Source organism: Bradyrhizobium sp. STM 3809 (assembly GCF_000239795.1).
In the GTDB taxonomy this organism is placed as follows: Bacteria; Pseudomonadota; Alphaproteobacteria; order Rhizobiales; family Xanthobacteraceae; genus Bradyrhizobium.
This window is the reverse complement of the sequence record NZ_CAFJ01000672.1, coordinates 1-17,737: the sequence shown is the minus strand read 5'-3', so window position 1 is coordinate 17,737 and position 17,737 is coordinate 1. Positions and strand designations below refer to the sequence as shown.

Annotated in this window: 14 protein-coding genes; 6 read left to right on the top strand and 8 right to left on the bottom strand. The window is 66.2% G+C overall.

The annotated features are described in order from the left end of the window. Positions 1–70 precede the first annotated feature (70 nt). Both BRAS3809_RS29720 and BRAS3809_RS29715 read right to left on the bottom strand, forming a co-directional pair. On the bottom strand, positions 71–1,567 hold the full coding sequence (locus BRAS3809_RS29720; RefSeq protein WP_008965718.1) for a CoA-acylating methylmalonate-semialdehyde dehydrogenase: 1,497 nt from the start codon (positions 1,565–1,567) through the stop codon (positions 71–73). A gap of 163 nt (positions 1,568–1,730) precedes the next feature. Further along, entirely contained in the window at positions 1,731–2,378 is a 648-nt protein-coding gene (locus BRAS3809_RS29715; RefSeq protein ID WP_035659368.1) for a TetR/AcrR family transcriptional regulator, read from the bottom strand. Positions 2,379–2,526: 148 nt separating this feature from the next. On the opposite strand from BRAS3809_RS29715, the gene BRAS3809_RS29710 reads away from it, so the two are divergent. The 3 genes from BRAS3809_RS29710 to BRAS3809_RS29700 all read left to right on the top strand — a co-directional run bounded on the left by BRAS3809_RS29710 (position 2,527) and on the right by BRAS3809_RS29700 (position 5,994). Next, positions 2,527–3,297 carry an enoyl-CoA hydratase gene (locus BRAS3809_RS29710; protein ID WP_008965716.1) on the top strand — a complete coding sequence of 257 codons (771 nt, stop codon included), beginning with the start codon at positions 2,527–2,529 and terminating at the stop codon, positions 3,295–3,297. Between the two features lie 140 nt (positions 3,298–3,437). Beyond that, complete coding sequence (locus BRAS3809_RS29705; protein WP_008965715.1) at positions 3,438–4,625, top strand: thiolase family protein; 1,188 nt, start codon at positions 3,438–3,440, stop codon at positions 4,623–4,625. An 85-nt stretch (positions 4,626–4,710) separates the two neighbouring features. Further along, complete coding sequence (locus BRAS3809_RS29700; RefSeq protein WP_008965714.1) at positions 4,711–5,994, top strand: MFS transporter; 1,284 nt, start codon at positions 4,711–4,713, stop codon at positions 5,992–5,994. On the opposite strand, the gene BRAS3809_RS29695 is transcribed toward BRAS3809_RS29700, so the two are convergent. After that, positions 5,995–7,554: an acyl-CoA carboxylase subunit beta gene (locus BRAS3809_RS29695; RefSeq protein WP_008965713.1), complete on the bottom strand. Its 1,560-nt coding sequence runs from the start codon at positions 7,552–7,554 to the stop codon at positions 5,995–5,997. Continuing rightward, entirely contained in the window at positions 7,484–8,470 is a 987-nt protein-coding gene (locus tag BRAS3809_RS29690; RefSeq protein ID WP_008965712.1) for an IclR family transcriptional regulator, read from the bottom strand. The genes BRAS3809_RS29695 and BRAS3809_RS29690 overlap by 71 nt, the downstream gene beginning before the upstream one ends. A 342-nt stretch (positions 8,471–8,812) precedes the next feature. Here BRAS3809_RS29690 and glsA point away from each other — a divergent pair, with 342 nt between their 5' ends. Next, complete coding sequence (gene glsA, locus BRAS3809_RS29685) at positions 8,813–10,675, top strand: glutaminase A (RefSeq protein ID WP_008965711.1); 1,863 nt, start codon at positions 8,813–8,815, stop codon at positions 10,673–10,675. A 656-nt stretch (positions 10,676–11,331) separates the two neighbouring features. On the opposite strand, the gene BRAS3809_RS29680 is transcribed toward glsA, so the two are convergent. The 4 genes from BRAS3809_RS29680 to BRAS3809_RS29665 form a co-directional block, all read right to left on the bottom strand. Next, complete coding sequence (locus tag BRAS3809_RS29680; protein WP_008965709.1) at positions 11,332–11,688, bottom strand: Zn-ribbon domain-containing OB-fold protein; 357 nt, start codon at positions 11,686–11,688, stop codon at positions 11,332–11,334. After that, positions 11,685–12,821 (bottom strand): thiolase family protein, encoded by a 1,137-nt coding sequence (locus BRAS3809_RS29675; RefSeq protein ID WP_008965708.1) that lies wholly within the window; start codon positions 12,819–12,821, stop codon positions 11,685–11,687. Before BRAS3809_RS29675 ends, BRAS3809_RS29680 begins: the two co-directional genes overlap by 4 nt. 546 nt (positions 12,822–13,367) lie before the next feature. Then, complete coding sequence (locus tag BRAS3809_RS29670; RefSeq protein ID WP_008965707.1) at positions 13,368–14,534, bottom strand: acyl-CoA dehydrogenase family protein; 1,167 nt, start codon at positions 14,532–14,534, stop codon at positions 13,368–13,370. Between the two features lie 4 nt (positions 14,535–14,538). Then, positions 14,539–15,744, bottom strand: coding sequence for a CaiB/BaiF CoA transferase family protein (locus BRAS3809_RS29665; protein WP_008965706.1), 1,206 nt, complete (start codon positions 15,742–15,744; stop codon positions 14,539–14,541). A gap of 458 nt (positions 15,745–16,202) precedes the next feature. Here BRAS3809_RS29665 and BRAS3809_RS29660 point away from each other — a divergent pair, with 458 nt between their 5' ends. Together BRAS3809_RS29660 and BRAS3809_RS29655 are read left to right on the top strand one after the other, a co-directional pair. Next, entirely contained in the window at positions 16,203–16,628 is a 426-nt protein-coding gene (locus BRAS3809_RS29660; RefSeq protein ID WP_008965705.1) for a GFA family protein, read from the top strand. A gap of 844 nt (positions 16,629–17,472) precedes the next feature. Then, positions 17,473–17,737: DinB family protein (locus tag BRAS3809_RS29655; RefSeq protein WP_035659365.1), on the top strand; the 265-nt coding region annotated here is incomplete at its 3' end.

Genomic DNA, 17,737 nt, shown 5'->3' with positions numbered 1-17,737 from the left:
TGCGACGGCCAGGATTGCGTCGCTTCGCTCGCAATGACGAACGAGAGCCTCGTGAGGCTCCCGCTCGACGTCACTTCATCAGCGGGATCGAGAACTCCGCGCCTTCCTTGACGCCCGACGGCCAGCGCGAGGTGACCGTCTTGGTCTTGGTGTAGAAGCGGATCGAATCCGGACCGTGCTGGTTGAGGTCGCCGAAGCCGGACTTCTTCCAGCCGCCGAAGGTGTAGTAGGCGATCGGCACCGGGATCGGCACGTTGATGCCGACCATGCCGACATTGACCTTGGCCGCAAAATCGCGCGCGGCGTCGCCGTCACGGGTGAAGATCGCGACACCGTTGCCATAATCGTGCTCCGACGGCAGCGCCAGCGCCTCGGCATAGTCCTTGGCGCGCACGACTGACAGCACCGGGCCGAAGATCTCTTCCTTGTAGATCCGCATGTCCTTGGTGACGTTGTCGAACAGGCAGCCGCCCATGTAGAAGCCGTTCTCGTAGCCCTGCATCTTGAAGCCGCGGCCGTCGACGGCGAGCGTCGCGCCTTCCTTGACGCCGATGTCGACGTAGTTCTTCACGCGCTCGACCGCCTCGCGGGTGACCAGCGGGCCGTAATCGGCCGAGGGATCGATCGAGGTGCCGATCTTCAGGGATTCGACGCGCGGGATCAGCTTCTCCATCAGCCGGTCGGCCGTGGTCTTGCCGACGGGCACCGCGACCGACACCGCCATGCAGCGCTCGCCGGCCGAGCCGTAGCCGGCGCCGATCAGCGCGTCGACGGCCTGATCGAGGTCTGCGTCGGGCATCACGATGGCGTGGTTCTTGGCGCCGCCGAAGCACTGGCAACGCTTGCCGTGCGCGGCCGCGCGCTCATAGATGTACTGGGCGATCGGCGACGATCCGACGAAGCCCACCGCCATGATGTCCGGATCCTCCAGGATGGCGTCGACCGCCTCCTTGTCGCCGTTGACGACGTTGAGGATGCCCGGCGGCAGGCCGGCCTCGATCATCAGCTCCGCGAGCTTCATCGGCACACCCGGATCGCGCTCGCTGGGCTTGAGGATGAAGGCATTGCCGCAGGCGATCGCCGGGGCAAACTTCCACATCGGGATCATCGCCGGGAAATTGAACGGCGTGATGCCGGCAACGACACCGAGCGGCTGGCGCATCGAATAGATATCGATGCCAGGACCGGCGCCCTCGGTGTACTCGCCCTTCATCAGGTGCGGAATTCCGCAGGCGAACTCGACCACTTCGAGGCCGCGCTGGATGTCGCCCTTGGCGTCGGGGACGGTCTTGCCGTGCTCGCGGGCGAGCAGTTCGGCCAGCTGGTCATAGTCGCGCTGGGCGAGTTCCAGAAACTTCATCATCACGCGCGCGCGGCGCTGCGGATTGGTCGCGGCCCAGGCGGGCTGCGCGGCCTTGGCGTTCTCGACGGCGGCCCTGAGTTCGGCGCGCGAGGCCAGCGCGACCTTGGCCTGGACGTCACCGGTCATCGGCTCGAAAACGTCGGCCGTGCGCCCAGACGTTCCCTTGACCTCTTTGCCGCCAATGAAATGACCGATTGAACGCATGGGGTATCCTCCGCAGGGGTAAGCAGTGCCGATTTGGCCGGCATCTTGCAGTCTTTGCGGCGTTTGGGAAGGGTCTAAGCGCTGACCGCCGCTGCGAAATTGCCGCCCCTCCGGGCCTGCGGCAAGCCTGCGGCCGAGCGCAGCCCGGCGGACGCCAAAGCGGTCAGCGCTTGGCAGCGGCCGTCTTCTTGACCGGCTTTTTCGCGGGCGCCGGGGCCTTGGCCGCGCTGCCGCCCATGGCGACCGCCAGAGCCACCTCGCGGCCAGAACTCAGGATCTCGTCGGACAGCTCGCCGCTGCCGGTAATGCGGGCCATGACGACCGTTCCCATCAGGGTCGCAAGCATCGCGGACGCGCGTTTGCGCGCGGTCTTTCGCGGCACGTCGACGATGTAGTCGGCGAACAGGTCGATCAGCGCCTCCAGCTTGGCTGCGAAAGCCTTGCGGGTCTTGGTACTCTCGCGCGCAATCTCCGCCCCGAGGGCCGGAATGGCGCAACCGTGACCGGGATCATCGCGGTGCTCGACGGACAAATAGCCGTCGACGATCGCGGCGATTCGCTTGTGCGGCGGCGTCTCATCCAGGAGCTTGCGCCAGCGCTCCATCGAACGGTCGATGGCATAGCCGAACGCCTCTACGACCAGCGCCTCGCGCGATTCGAAATGCGCGTAGAAGCCGCCATGCGTGAGCCCCGCCTCCTTCATCAGGTCGGCGACACCCACGCCGTGAGCCCCTCTCTCCCTCAGCCGTACCGACGCCTTGCGCACGATTCGCGCGTGGGTTTCCGCCTTGTGTTCCGGAGAGTAGCGCATTGCCGTCCCATTGAATGTCCAAGGTCATCCAATATCAGCTCTGCGCCCCGCTCGCCTCAGCTATTTGATGAATTCGAGTTGATCTAAATCAAGACCGTGACACCATTCCCGCCGGCCGGAACCCGGCCGTACTCTCGATGAGGCGACCATGGACATGCTCAATCCCCACTGCGGCGTCGAACGCGACGACCGCGGTGTCGTACGGCTGACGATCTGCAACGCCGGGAAGCTCAACATCCTCGGCTCGGCCGCCATTCTCGCCGTCGAGAGTGGCCTGCGGTCGCTCTCCGCCGATGCCGGTATCCGCGCCTTGGTGCTGGCTGGCGAGAGCGAGCGCAGCATGATCGGCGGAGCCGACATCCATGAGATGGCGGCGCTCGACCAGGCGTCGGCCGAAGCCTTCATTTCGCGGCTCGCCGCGCTGTGTGAAGCGGTGCGGGATTTTCCCGCTCCGGTCATTGCGCGGATGCCGGGCTGGTGTCTCGGCGGCGGCCTGGAGGTCGCGGCGGCTTGCGACATCCGCATTGCGGGACATGACGCCAAATTCGGCATGCCCGAGGTACGCGTCGGCATCCCTTCGGTCATTCATGCCGCGCTGCTGCCGCGATTGATCGGATGGGGCCGCACACGCTGGCTGCTGATGACAGCCGAGACCATCGATGCGCCGACTGCGCTGGCCTGGGGTCTGGTCGATTCGGTGGCCGCTGAAGGAGGGCTCGATGCCGCGGTCGAACGCGCCATCGCCTCTCTCCTCGCCTGCGGCCCGGAAGCGCTCCGGATGCAGAAGGCCTTGCTGCGGCAATGGGAGGAACTGCCGCTGAAGGAATCCGTCCAGGTCTCGATCGGCGCCTTCGGGCGGTCGTTCCTGACGGACGAGCCCAGGCGGCTGATGCAGCACTTCATCGACCGCAAGCGCTAGGGCGCAAGTTTCTCCAAGTTTCCCACCGCAGTTCCCGGCAATCTCGTCTGCGTCTTCACCGCAAATTCGGCGAGAACGGCGGTTTGCTTTTCGGACGCCGCATTATATGATGATTATCATCTTTATGCAGGGAGCCTGCCATGGCCTCGTCCGATCCCGTCGTGATCCTGTCCGCCGCGCGCACGCCGCTCGGCCGATTCATGGGCGAATTGTCGCCGTTGCGCGCGCACGAGCTCGGCGCCCACGTGATTAAATCGGCCCTGGCGCGGGCGACCGTCGCTGCCGATGCCGTCGGCGAAGTGTTCATGGGCAATGTGCTGCCGGCGGGTCAGGGCCAGGCCCCGGCGCGACAGGCCGCGCGCGGCGCCGGCCTGCCCGACGCGACCGGCGCCACGACGATCAACAAGGTCTGCGGCTCCGGGATGAAGGCGACGATGCTCGCGCACGACATCATCCGGGCCGGCTCGGCCGATATCGTCGTGTCGGGCGGCATGGAGAGCATGAGCAATGCGCCTTATCTGCTGGCCAAGGCGCGCGGCGGCTATCGCGCCGGCCATGACCGCATTCTCGATCACATGATGCTGGACGGGCTGGAGGACGCCTATGACACCGGCCGCTCGATGGGCGATTTCGGCGAGGCCACGGCGGAAGCGTATCAGTTCACCCGCGCCGACCAGGACGCCTACGCCATCGAAACGCTGACGCGCGCCCGAAAGGCGGTCGAAAGCGGCGCGTTCGCGGCCGAGATCGTGCCGATCACGCTGACGGAAAAATCCGGTCCGCGAGTGGTGACGAACGACGAGCATCCGCTCAAGGTCGATCCGGCCAAGATCCCGGCGCTGAAGGCGGCATTCCGCAAGGACGGCACGATCACGCCCGCGGCATCCTCCGCTAATGCCGACGGCGCTGCGGCGCTCGTGCTTGCGACGCGAACGCGCGCCGAGCGGCACGGCCTTCCGGTGATCGCCGAGATCAAGGGACACGCCACGCACAGCCAGGAGCCGCAATGGTTCACGACCGCGCCGATTCCGGCGATCAGGAAGCTGCTCGACAAGGTCGGCTGGCGCGTCGAGGATGTCGACCTGTTCGAGATCAACGAGGCGTTCGCGGTGGTCGCCATGGCCGCACAGCGCGACCTCGGCATTCCCCGCGACCGGCTCAACGTCAATGGCGGGGCCTGCGCGCTCGGTCATCCGATCGGCGCCACCGGCGCGCGGCTGATCGTGACGCTGCTGCACGCGATGCAGGCACGTGGCCTGAAGCGCGGTGTCGCCGCGCTGTGCATCGGCGGTGGCGAGGCCACGGCGATCGCGCTGGAGCGGGCGTGATGTCCCGAAACGAGGGAACATTGGCATTCATGTCGCACGCTCATTCTGGCATGATGAGCACAGCCTCTCCAACCGGATGCGCTCCATGATCTCGAACCAACTCGCAGCAACCCTTGCTCGGCGCAACATCCACTACGGCTGGGTCATGGTCGCCGTCACGTTCTTCACGGCGCTCGTGTCCGCCGGCACGGTCGGCGCGCCCGGCGTGTTCATCGTGCCCTTGCAGCACGAGTTCGGCTGGAGCACGGCGGAGATCTCGTCGGCGCTGTCGATCCGCTTCGTGCTGTTCGGGCTGATGGCGCCGTTCGCGGCCGCGCTGCTCAACCGATATGGGCTGCGCAACATCACGCTGCTGGCGCAGCTGATCGTGGTCTCGGCCCTGCTCGCCTCCCTTGCGATGACCCAGGTGTGGCACCTCGTGCTGCTGTGGGGCGTCGTGATCGGCATCGGCACGGGCATGACCGCCCTGGTCCTGGGCGCGACCATCGCCACGCGCTGGTTCGTGGCCCGGCGCGGTCTCGTGGTCGGCATCCTCACCGCCAGCGTCGCCACCGGACAGCTGGTGTTCCTGCCGCTGCTCGCCAGCCTCACCGAGCGGCTCGGCTGGCGCACGGCGCTGGCGCTCGTCTGCATCGCGCTCGGCGTCTCCGCGACCGCCGTGCTGCTCTTGATGCGCGACCGCCCGAGCGATCTCGGCCTGCGTCCCTTCGGCGACACCGGCACCGAGCCGATCGCGGCGCCCGCCCCCGTCACCACGCCGATCCTCGCGGCCGCGCTCGGCACCCTGCGGGATGCCGTGCGGGTGCCGGTGTTCTGGATGCTGTTCGCGACCTTCTTCATCTGCGGCGCCTCGACCAACGGCCTCGTGCAGGTGCACCTGATTCCGATGTGTCTCGATTTCGGCATCCCGCAGGTGCAGGCCGCCAGCCTGCTCGCCGCGATGGGCATGTTCGACTTCGTCGGCACGATCGTGTCGGGCTGGCTGTCGGACCGCTACGACAATCGCTGGCTCTTGTTCTGGTATTACGGCCTGCGCGGGCTCTCGCTGTTGTTCCTTCCCTTCACCGACTTCTCGTTCTACGGCCTGTCGCTGTTCGCGATGTTCTACGGTCTCGACTGGATCGCCACCGTGCCGCCGACGGTGCGGCTGACGGCGCAGCGGTTCGGGCCCGAACGCGCCAATCTGGTGTTCGGCTGGGTGTTCGCCGGACATCAGCTCGGCGCCGGCACCGCCGCTTTCGGCGCCGGCCTGTCGCGCACTTTGCTGCAGAGCTATCTGCCGGCGTTCTTCACCGCCGGCGCGCTCTGCATCATCGCGGCGCTGCTCGCGCTCGCCATTGCGCGGCAGGCCAAGCCTGCCGCGGCGTAATCACGGCCGCGTCGTCATCGCGGTCGGCGGCCCCGGCGTGCGCAACGGCTCGGCGAGACGCGCGAACTCGCACAGCAGCGCGCGCGTCTTGCGCGGGTCGATGATCTCCTCGACCCAGAACTTCTCGGCCGAACGGAACGGCGAGCGCAGCTTGTTCAGCCGCTCCTCGATCTCTTTGAGCTTGGCCTTCGGATCCGGAGCCGCATCGATCTCGGCGCGATACGCCGCCTCGATGCCGCCCTCGAGCGGCAGCGAGCCCCAATAGGCCGACGGCCATGCATAGCGGATCGAGAAACGGTCGGCCGGCTGATGCACGACGCCGGCGACTCCGAACGAGTTGCGCACGATCACCGTGCACCACGGCACCGTCGACTGGTTCACCGCCGCCATCGCGCGCACGCCATGGCGGATGGTCGCGGCCTTCTCGGCCTCCAGGCCGACCATGAAGCCGGGGCAGTCCATCAGGTAGACGATCGGCAGATGGAAGGTCTCGGCAAAGTCGACCCAGCGGATCACCTTCTGGCAGGCATCCGCCGTCCATGAGCCGCCATAGTGATAGGGATCGCTCGCCAGCACCATCACCGCGCGGCCCTCGAGCCGTGCGAGGCCGACGATGAGCGGGCGGCCGTAGTTCTGCGCCACCTCGAAGAACGAGCCGCTGTCGACGACGGACTCGATGATCGGCCGCATCTTGTAGACCCGGCGGCGATCGCGCGGCACGGCGCTGATCAGCTGCTCGTCGCTTCGCTGCGGATCGTCGGTGCAGGGCAAGATCGGCGGCAGCTCGTAGACCGACGACGGCAGATAGGACAGGAATCGCCGCGCGCAGGCGAACGCCTCCGCCTCGGTGTCGACGGCGTGGTCGACGCCGCCTGCCTTGGTCTGGATGTCGGCGCCGCCGAGCTCCATCTTGCCGAGGTCCTGGCCGAGCCGCTTCACGACAGGCGGACCGGCGACGAACATCGCCGATTGCCGGGTCATCACCGAGTAGTGGCTCGCCGCGAGCCGCGCAGCACCGAGGCCGGCGACGGAGCCGAGGCCGAGGCCGACCACCGGCACCAGCGACATGTTCTCCGTCGTATAGCGGTACCAGCGATTGCCGCCGATGCCGCCCGGCAGGTTGGCCGCGCCCTTGGTCTCGATCGTCTTGACCGAGCCGCCGCCGCCGGAGCCCTCGATGATGCGGATGATGGGCAGACGGAAGTCGTGCGCCATCTCCTCGGCCATCAGCGGCTTGGCCGCGATCGACGCATCGGCCGAACCGCCGCGGACGGTGAAATCGTCGCCGACCACCACGACGGTGCGGCCGTCGACGCGGGCGCGCCCGAACACGCAATTGGCGGGCGTGACGTGCTTGAGCTCGCCCTGCTCGTCATATTCGCCAAGACCGGCGACGGCGCCGATCTCGTGGAAGCTGCCGGGATCGACGACGCCGTCGATGCGCTCGCGAACGGTGAGGCGGCCCTGGTCGTGCTGGCGCTTGACCTTGTCAGGCCCGCCCATCTCCCGCGCGAAGGCCTCGCGCCGGGCCAATTCCTCGAGCTCCGGCTGCCAACTCATTCGTTCCCCCTGCCCCGGTGATGGTCTTGTTCTTGTGATTGGTCTTCGCGGTCACAGGGAGCGGCTTTCTCTCCATCCGGCTGTTGAAGACATCGGTTTCGGCGCCTTGCAGCAGGGCTGCAATGTTGCGGCCGAGCTCGCGCATCGGCTGCGCCACCTCGTCGTGCAGGCGACGCTCGTCGTACATCGCCGACAGCAGCCCGATCGTGAGCACGACATTGGTCTGGTACTGCGGCGACCACACCGGCAGCGCGAGGCCGTTGATGTGAGGGCTCCACAGGCCGCAGGCCACCACGTAGCCATGCTCCTTCAGGAACTGCCTGTTGTGGGCCAGCCGAGGCCGCAGGAGGCTGGCCGCGTCCGGCATCTCGCGCTCCATCTCGGCGAGCAGCGCATCGCCGACCTCCGGCTCGAGCGCGGCCACATAGGCGTGCCCCGCCGCCGTCGAGGCCATCGAGATGCGGCTGCCGGTGGTCTCGTGGAGGCCGAGCGCGTTCGCGGCGCGGCCGAACTCCAGATAGACGAGATGAAACTGATCCGGGATGACGAAGCCGACGGTGCCCGGCAATTGCTCGGCGACATCCTGCAGGCGCTGGCGGATCAAATTGCGCAACTGCAGCCCGCGGGTCATCGACGTGCTCATCGCGACCGCGCTCGGACCGATGCGGTACTTCTGGTCGCGCGGAAGATAGACGAGCTGCCCCATCCGCGTCAGCGTGTGCGTCAGCCGCGACACTGTCGACCGCGGCAGGCCGCAGCGGTTGGAGATTTCCAGATTGCCGAGCCGCGCATCGTGCCCCTCGAAGCAGCGAAGCACGTCGAACGCCCGCGACACCACCTGGATGACCTCGCCGTCGCCGGCGAGATCCCCGGGCAGCATGCCCACCCTGCTCAATCGCTCAGACCGTCGTCCCATGCGCGTTCCATTCAATTCCATGATGCGGAATTAAATTCCGCTTGCAGAACAAGCTAGCCCAGCCCTTTTGCTGCGACAACACAAGAGCGTTTCCAAAACCCGTCGTTCTTCAGCGTGTTGGCACAAGACGCGACCTCTCAGCGCAAATCGCAATGGCATGCCAGCCCTGCGCCGCGGCAAAGGTGCTGATGCACCGCACGATGCTGCTCGCGCTCCATCTCGCGGCCGCTCAATCCATGGGCAGCGGCAACAAGTGACCAGCCCTGCTCCAAGTGTGGGCTGGCCGCTCCGGCGCGGCTGCGACATAACCGGCGCGCCACCCGTGTCCCCGCCGAGCCCATCATGACCACCGATCCCTCGCGGCCCATCCGCAATCCGCAACACTGGACGTCCGCCGCGATGCCGCCGCTGCAGCGCTTCCTCTCGGCCTGTCACGCCGAGTTCTGGTCGGATCACGACGGCGCGGTCGCGAACTACATCCCCGAACTCGGCAAGGCGGACCCGGCGCATTTCGGCATCAGCCTCGCCACGCTCGACGGCCATGTCTACGAGGTCGGCGACAGCCGCGTGCCGTTCACGATCCAGTCGATGTCGAAGCCGTTCGTGTTCGCGCTGGCGCTCGACATCCTCGGCTCCGACGCGGTCGAGCGCGTGATCGGCGTCGAGCCTTCCGGCGATCCCTTCAACTCGATCCGCCTCAATGCCGACAACCATCCGTTCAACGCGATGGTGAATGCCGGCGCCATCGCCTGCAGCGGCCTGGTGCGTCAGGCCCGCCAGGCCGATGCGTTCGAGACCATTCGCGACGCGCTCGGCCGTTTCGCCGGCCGCAAGCTCGACGTCGACGACGCCGTGTTCGCGTCGGAAACGGCGACCGGCGACCGCAACCGTGCGATCGCCTATCTGCTCCGGACCTCCAACGTCATCAGCGAGTCCGTCGACGACGTGCTCGCCGTCTACTTCCGGCAATGCGCCGTGCTGGTCACCGCGCGCGATTGCGCGATCATGGCGGCGACCTTGGCCAATCGCGGAGTCAATCCGGTGACCGGCGAGCAGGTCGTCACGCCCTACGCGGTGTCGCGCACGCTCTCGGTCATGACCTCGTCGGGCATGTATGATTTCGCCGGAGAGTGGATCTACCGCGTCGGCATCCCCGCCAAGAGCGGGGTCGGCGGCGGCATCCTGGCGAGCCTGCCGGCGCGGCTCGGCCTCGGCAGCTACTCGCCGCGGCTCGACGGCCACGGCAACAGCGTGCGCGGCATCAAGGTGTGCGAGGCCTTGTCGGCGCATTACGGCCTGCACATGCTGAACCGCTCCGACGATGCGCGCACCACGATCATCGCGGATTACGACATCGGCGCCAGTCCGTCGCGGCGCAGCCGCCGCACCCAGGAGCGCGAGATCCTCGCCGCGCACCCCGACGCCGTGCGCGTGCTCGAGCTGGTCGGCACCTTGTCGCTCTCGAACGTCGACTACGTCTCCCGCCAGCTGGCGGCAGCCGAACGGCCGCAATTCGTGATCTTCGATCTGCACCGCGTCACTGCGATGACACCCGCGGGCCTGCGGCTGCTCGCGGAGCTGTTCCATGAGCTCGCCGACTTCCACGTGACCGTCGTGCTGTCCGGCATCCGCCGGACCTCGCCGGAATGGCAGGAAATCACCGCGCGCACCGGCGACATCCGGAACGTACGCGATTTCTACCTGTTGGACACCGCGATCGAATGGGCCGAGGACCAGATCGTCTATCGCTACGGCGGCGCGATCGACTTTCTCGAGACCACCGAGCTCGCCGAGCAGCCGCTGCTTGCCGGCCTCTCTGCCGACGAACGCCACGAGTTGGCCGCGCTCGCCACGATCCGGCACTATCAGCAGAGCGAGCGAATCCTTTCCGCGGGAGAGGCAGCGAGCTCGCTGTTCTTCCTGCGCTCCGGCGTGGTTCATGTCACCTTGCCAGACGGCATCCGGCTGGCCACGCTGACGGCGGGGCAATGCTTCGGCGAGATGGCCCTGCTCGAGCCGGCAAGATCTGCCGACGTGACGGCCGACTTCTCGGCGACCGCGTTTGAGGTCGCGCTCGATGATTTCGAGCGCTTCCGGGCGCGGCATCCGCGCGCCGGGGAGCGGATCATGCGCAATCTCGCGCAGTTGCTGGCGGAGCGCCTGACGGTCGCCAATGCACGGCTCAACCTCCTGGCTGCGGACTGAGACTGTCATCACAGCGTCACATGTCATCGCCGCATCATAAAATCTAAGGTTGTAATCACGGCAGCTAATAGCCTCCGGTCATTATAGCTCGTCACTCGTATTTGTACGGGCTCGCCCAAACGTTACCAGCAGTCGGTCGCAGGACAACCATAAGCGAGCCCAATTCGCGCCGCATTACCTGACGATGTTCTGAACCGTCGATGAACGCCGAGTGGGGACTCGCGAAGCGGACATCGCACGGGGTGTTCCGAGTAAAATTCCAGCCGTTCGTCGCGTGTGTATTTGCGCAACGGAAAGTCGTGTCCAGTCCAGGGAGGAAACGGCATGAAGGAAGCCACTAAGAGGGCAACATCGGAGGCACTCGCACACATGCTGGCCGTGACGTCCATGATCGTCATCGCCAGCGTCCTGTTCTACGGGCGATGAAGGGCTGTCTGGAGGTTCTGCGTCGCAGTTTCTTCATCGCCCGTAGGTGGGATTGTGGGCTCGATTGCTCACGCGAACGACCGAGTTGAGTTGCGTTTGAGTTAGTAAGCGTAGCGTAGAGTATTGCGTCAATCGCGCGGCGATCCGGGTCGGGACGAATGTGTTGTGCGTATCGTCCCGCCTCGGTCGCCCGCGTTCCGCGTTTTCTGATCTGACGCAGCCGCCTCCGGTCATTTCGTCCTCTCGAAGTAAGGCACGGTAGCGCCCGCGAAGGGGACCAATCGCGCGCTGACGACGTCGCCGATCGCGAGATCGTGGTCGCCATGCGCCATCATCCGAAAGCCCTCGCGCATATCCACCAGCACGATGTTGTACGGCACATGCGCGCGCGTTTCCGGCGTTGCCGCGCGGCACACCAGCGACGTCGCATAGACCGTACCCACGCCCTCGGCGGCGTGGTCCGTCAGTGCCAGCGAGCCGCAGGCCGCGCAGAAGTCGCGGCGAAAGTACTGCACATGGGCGCAGCACGCGCAGCGCTGATAGCGAATCGCTGCGACGCCCTTGGTCCAGTCAGCCGAATCGCTCATCGCTCCCGCTCCCAGAACATGCTGACATGCGATGACAGCACTCCCCCGTCGCCATGCAGTAGCGTGAGCGCGGCATCGCGGACCTGACGGCGGCCGGCCCGTCCCGTCATCTGCAGATGCGCTTCGTTGAGATGCGCCATCGCGCCGCCGACGCCGCAATGACCGTAGCTCAGCAGCCCGCCATGGGTGTTGAGCGGCACGGCGCCGTCGCGGCTGAAATGGCCGTCCCGCACGCGCGCCGCGGCTTCGCCACGGCCGGCCAGGCCGAGATCTTCGAGCAACATGCACAGCGTGATGGTGAAGCTGTCGTAGACGGCGGCGTAGCGGACGTCCGCGATCTCCAGTCCGGCGGCGGCCTTCGCCTTCCTGATCGCGATCTCGGCGCCGAGCCCGCTCAGAGCCGGCGCCGCCGTGACGTGTTGGTGGGTATGCGCCTGGGCGCAGCCGCGCACGCGCACGGCCGCTGTCCCGGTCGGCTCGCGGCTGACGATGATGGCGGCGCCGCCGTCCGACACCGGGCAGCAGTCGAGCAGCTTCAGCGGCTTCGCCACCGGCTTGGACGCCATCACGTCGGCGACCGTGATCCGTTCGTGGAACTGCGCGCCGGGATGATCGAGCGCATGACTGCGCATCAGCACGGCGAACTCCGCGAGATCGCGCTCGGTGACGCCGTATTCGTGCATGTAGCGGGAGGCGACGAGGCCATAATAAGCGGGGATCGTGGGACCCAGCGGCAGCTCGTAGTCGGGATGCCCGACCTGCGCCAGCGCCTGGATCGAGGCGTCGCGGCTCTGACCCGTCAGACGGTTCTCGCCGGCGACGACGAGCATGTGCCTGACGACGCCGGCCTCGACGAGATGATGCGCGAGCATCACCATCGCGAGCCCGGTGGCGCCACCGACCTGCACCGCGTGGGCATACGACGGCGCGATGCCGAAATGCTCGGCGAACACGGTCGCCAGCATGATGTGCGGCGACACGGTGGAATAGCCGCACAGGATGCCGTCGATGTCGCGACGGGTGAGCTCGGCATCGTCCAGCGCGAGCTGCGCCGCCATGCTCATGAGATCGAGCGACGAGCGGCCGTCGTGGCGGCCGAACGATGTGAGGCCGGTGCCGGTGATGTAGGTCATCGCGCCACGCCCTCCTCCGTCATTCCGGGGCATCGCGTCGCGATGAACCCGGAATCTCGAGGTGAGGGATAACGGAGCAAGACAATCTCGCGATTCCGGGTTCGCGACTTCGTCGCGCCCCGGAATGACGAGGCGGAATCTACGCAGCCTGCCGTGAAGCGAGAACAAAGCCTCGAGCACCGCCGTGCTCCCCACTCCCTTGCGGGCAGGGCTGTCGCGTATGGCGATGCGGAGCTGTACCGGCGAACGATCCTGCTCATTTGTTACTCCGTCATACCCCGGCTTGTCCTTGGCTTGTCCCGGGCATCCACGTCGTTCTCAGGACGCCGGACGACGTGGAGAGAGACGAGCACATAACCGCGATCTTCATATGCGACAGCCCTGCCGTTGCGGGGAGGGAGGCGGAGGTGCGGGTGGCCACACGAAGAGTCTTTGTCGGGTCCCCCACTCCCTGCCCCTCCCCCACAGGGGGGAAGGAATGCAGGCGTTGTGCGTTCCTAACAGCGTGGTTCGTCATTTCTGCGCAATTCATCTCACGACGACATCTCAATACGACTTCGGCATGCCGAGCACCTTCTCGGCGATGAAGGACAAGATCAGTTGCGGGCTGATCGGCGCAATGCGGGGGATCAGGGATTCACGCAGGTAACGTTCGACGTGATACTCGCGCGCATAGCCGAAGCCACCGTGGGTCATCACGGCCTGCTCGCAGGCATGGAAGCCGGCCTCGGCGGCGAGATATTTCGCAGCATTGGCGGCGGGACCGCAGGCCATGCCCTGGTCGTATTGCCAGCCGGCCTGCAGCACCATCAGCCAGGCGGCCTCGAGCTCCATCCAGTTCTTGGCGAGGGGATGCTGGATGCCCTGATTCTGGCCGATCGGGCGATTGAACACATTGCGCGTCCGCGCATAGGCCGAGGCGCGCGACAGCGCGAGATGGCCGAGGCCGACGGCCTCTGCCGCAATCAGGATGCGCTCGGGGTTCATGCCGTGCAGGATGTAGTCGAAGCCCCGCCCCTCCTCGCCAAGACGATCTTCGATTGGGATCTCGAAATCCTCGAAGAACAGCTCGTTGGAGTCGACCGGCTTGCGGCCCATCTTGTCGATCTCGTGCACCTTGATGCGGCTGCGATCGAAATCGGTGTAGAACAGGCTCAGGCCATGGGTCGGGCGCTTCACCTCCTCGAGCGGCGTGGTGCGCGCCAGCAGCAGGATCTTTTCCGCGACCTGCGCGGTGGAGATCCACACCTTCTGGCCGTTGACGACGTAGCGGTCCCCCTTGCGCACCGCGCGGGTCTTGAGCTGCGTGGTGTTGAGGCCGGTGTTCGGCTCGGTCACCGCGAAGCACGCCTTCTCGCGGCCATCGACGATGCCCGGCAGCATCCGCGCGCACTGCTCCTTGGTGCCGAACACGACGACCGGATTGAGCCCGAAGACATTCATGTGGATCGCCGAGGCGCCGGACATCCCGGCGCCCGACTCGGCGATCGTGCGCATCATGATCGCGGCATCGAGGATGCCGAGACCCGAACCGCCATATTCTTCGGGAATGCAGATGCCGAGCCAGCCGGCATCGGCCAGCGCCTGGTGGAAGTCGGCGGGAAAGCCGCCCTCCTTGTCCTTTTTCAGCCAGTAGGCGTCGTCGAAGCGGGCGCAGATCCTGGCCACCGCGTCGCGGATCGAGTCCTGATTGGCGGAGAGCGCGAAATCCATCGAATCACTCCTTCGCAGGCGGTGGCATCGTGGCGCCATCGCGGATCATCGCGGCGATCTCGTCGTCCGAAAAGCCGAGCTCGCGCAGGATCTCTAAGCCATGCTCGTTCGGCCGGCCCGCCAGATGCTTCGGCTCGGCCCTGGTCTCGGACCATGTCGCGGACACGCGGGTGCTGCGGATCGGGCCTTCGGTCGGATGCTCCACGACGGGAAAGAAATCGGTCGCGACGAGGTGCGGATCGTGCAGCAGGCTCTCGAGGTCGTGCATCGGCATGACCGGGATGTCGGCTTGATCCAGCAATGCGGTCCATTCCGCCGTGGTGCGCGTCTGGAAGATGCGCGCGAGCTCGGCATAGACGACATCGATGTTGGCGGCGCGATGGGCAAACGTGTTGAAGCGGTCGTCGGCGCGCAGGTCGGTGCGGCCTGAGGCCGCAAAGAACGCGTCCCATTGCTTGTCGTTGTAGACGATCACGCAGATATGGCCGTCGGCGGTCTTGTAGGGCCGTCGGTCCTGCGACAGGTGCCGCGCATAGCCGCCGCGGTCGAGGGGTGGCTCGTAAGTGAGGCCGCCCATGTGGTCGCCCATGATGAAGGCTGACATGGTTTCGAACATCGGCACATCCAGACGCTGGCCGCGTCCCGTGCGGTCGCGATACACCAGGCTGGCGCAGATGGCGCCGACGGCGGTGAGCCCGACGATGCGGTCGACCAGCGCGTTCGGCACGTAGCGCGGCGTCCCGTCGCCGGCGACCGCCATCAGATGCGACAGCGCCGCGCCGCCCTGAATCAGGTCGTCATAGGCGGGCTTGGCCGCATAGGGGCCGTCCTGGCCGAAGCCGAACACGCCGGCATAGACCAGCCGCGGATTGAGCGCGGAGATGACCTCATAGCCGAGGTTCAGCCGCGCCATTGCCTGCGGACGGATGTTGTAGAGCAGCACGTCGGCATCCCCCACCATGCGCAGCACGGCCTCGCGGCCGGCCGGCTTCTTCAGGTCGAGGCAGATCACGCGCTTGCTGCGATTGGTGTTGAGGGTCACCGGCCCCATGCCGGCATGGCGCCACGGGCCGATCTTGCGGGTGACGTCGCCCTCGGGCGATTCCACCTTGATGACGTCGGCGCCGTAATCGCCGAGCGTCTGGGCGGCATACGGCCCCATCAGCACGGTGGTCATGTCGATGACCTTGATGCCCGCAAGCGGTCCCATCGCGGCGTCGGCTCCCTCGTTCGTTGTTGTGGCAAGAGCTAACGGCACCGGGGGTGCCGGAGCAAGCCGCTCCGCGCGTATGGGGCCATGCACACGGCCGTGGCACGGAATTTCGAGGCGCCCTGGCCTCGTGGTCACATCCTTCTGCGTTGAGAACGATGATCGTGCCGACATCGTTTGCATCTCGGGAGATCCTGTTGACCCTCACCCTGAGGAGCCCGTCGCAGGCGGGCGTCTCGAAGGGCGAGGCCGCAATTGTGGCCTCATGGTTCAAGACGCGCCTTCGGCGCTCCTCACCATGAGGGTTGCGACCGGCGACCGGATTGGGGTCTTCGACCTCGCCGCTGCGCCGCACCAGATGTTCCACGCCGGCATCTGCATTCTGGGATTCCCTTTGGCCGTGCAGCTGTGCCAGCATGGTCGTCCAACAGCCAAAAACAGTCAGGGAGAATGCTGTCATGACGCTTTATCAGGGCAAATGCTTCTGCGGCACGGTCGAGCTCGAGGCCGATGGCGAGCCGGAGGCGATGGGCTATTGCCACTGCTCGTCCTGCCGCTCGTGGTCGGCGGGACCGGTCAACGCCTTCACCTTGTGGAAGCCTGCGAATGTGCGCGTCACCAAGGGCGCGGAGGCGATCGGCACCTATCACAAGACCGACATGAGCCACCGCAAATACTGCACCAAGTGCGGTGGTCACCTGATGACCGACCATCCGCCGCTCGGCATGATCGACGTCTATGCCGCGACCATTCCGACCTTGAAGTTCACGCCCGGTGTGCACGTCAACTATGCGGAGAGCGTGCTGCCGATCAAGGACGGACTGCCGAAGCTGAAGGATTTTCCGGCGGAGTTCGGCGGTTCCGGCGAAACGATGCCGGAGTGAGTTAGTCGAAAGACCCCTCGTAGCCTCGATGAGCGGCTTGTCCGCCGAAGCCTGCAAGGCGAAGGTGGAAGCGACATCCGGGTTCACACGAGCTGTTGCGATGAACCCGGGTGTCGCTGCGCTCACCCGGGCTACGCTTTCCCGGTGGCGTTCGACCGAATGCCTTCCGAGAGAAGCAGGAGCTGTATTCGACAATCGCGCAAGCATCACCGGCCTCGCGACAGGATCTGTCCGAGCTGTGCTGATCGATGTGCCCTTCTCTTGAACAGAGGGCGCAGGGAAGGCCGGGTGCCGACTGGCACCCGTGGCCCCCGTGCGAAAGAAAAGCACGGGGAGAGAACCACAGGTTCAGCCGGACCGACCCGGCCTTCCCTGCGCGATGGTTTTCACGCTTATTTCGCGCTCTCCTCGGTGCACCGGCTCTGGGCCACCGTCGTCCGCCCGATGCGCAAGCATCGTCGCGAATTTGGCATCAGCATCGGGATGCCGGGACCACGCGACTTCACGTCCGCGCCATGCCGTTCGTCCGCGCACCCGAGAGCACGCTGCGCCGTGTCGCGGCCACCGCATCCCCGCTTCAACGTTCGTGACGATCGCGAAGCGCCCCTCGTGGCGAAGCAGGATGACGGGAGTGAAGCATATTTTCCGTAAAATCGAAACATAATTATTTTTTACGGAAGGACTGGACAGGGCGCGTCGGCTTGATGCAGCGGCGGGAATTTGCCTCGGCGCGCACGCCCTGGTTCCCCGGGCCGACGCCGCGCGGGGACAACTCGTGCACGGCCATCGCGCGCCGGGCCGGATCGCGTATAGTCGGGCGTCCCTCCGCCCGACATGAGGTCCGATGCCCGCCGATCTCGTCCAGATTTTTCGCGGCTTTGCCTACAACAACGCCTGGGCCAATCACCGGCTGCTCGCCGCCTGCGGTCAGCTCAGCAGCGAGGATTTTGCCGCCGAGCGTACCGGCTTCTTCCCGAGCCTGCAGAAGACGCTGAACCACATCTACATCATCGACCTGTTCTACATCGACGCGCTGGAGGGGGGCTGGCTCGGCCCGATGGCTTGGCAGAACCAGGTGCCGTTCCCGCGGCTGTCCGATCTCGTCAAGG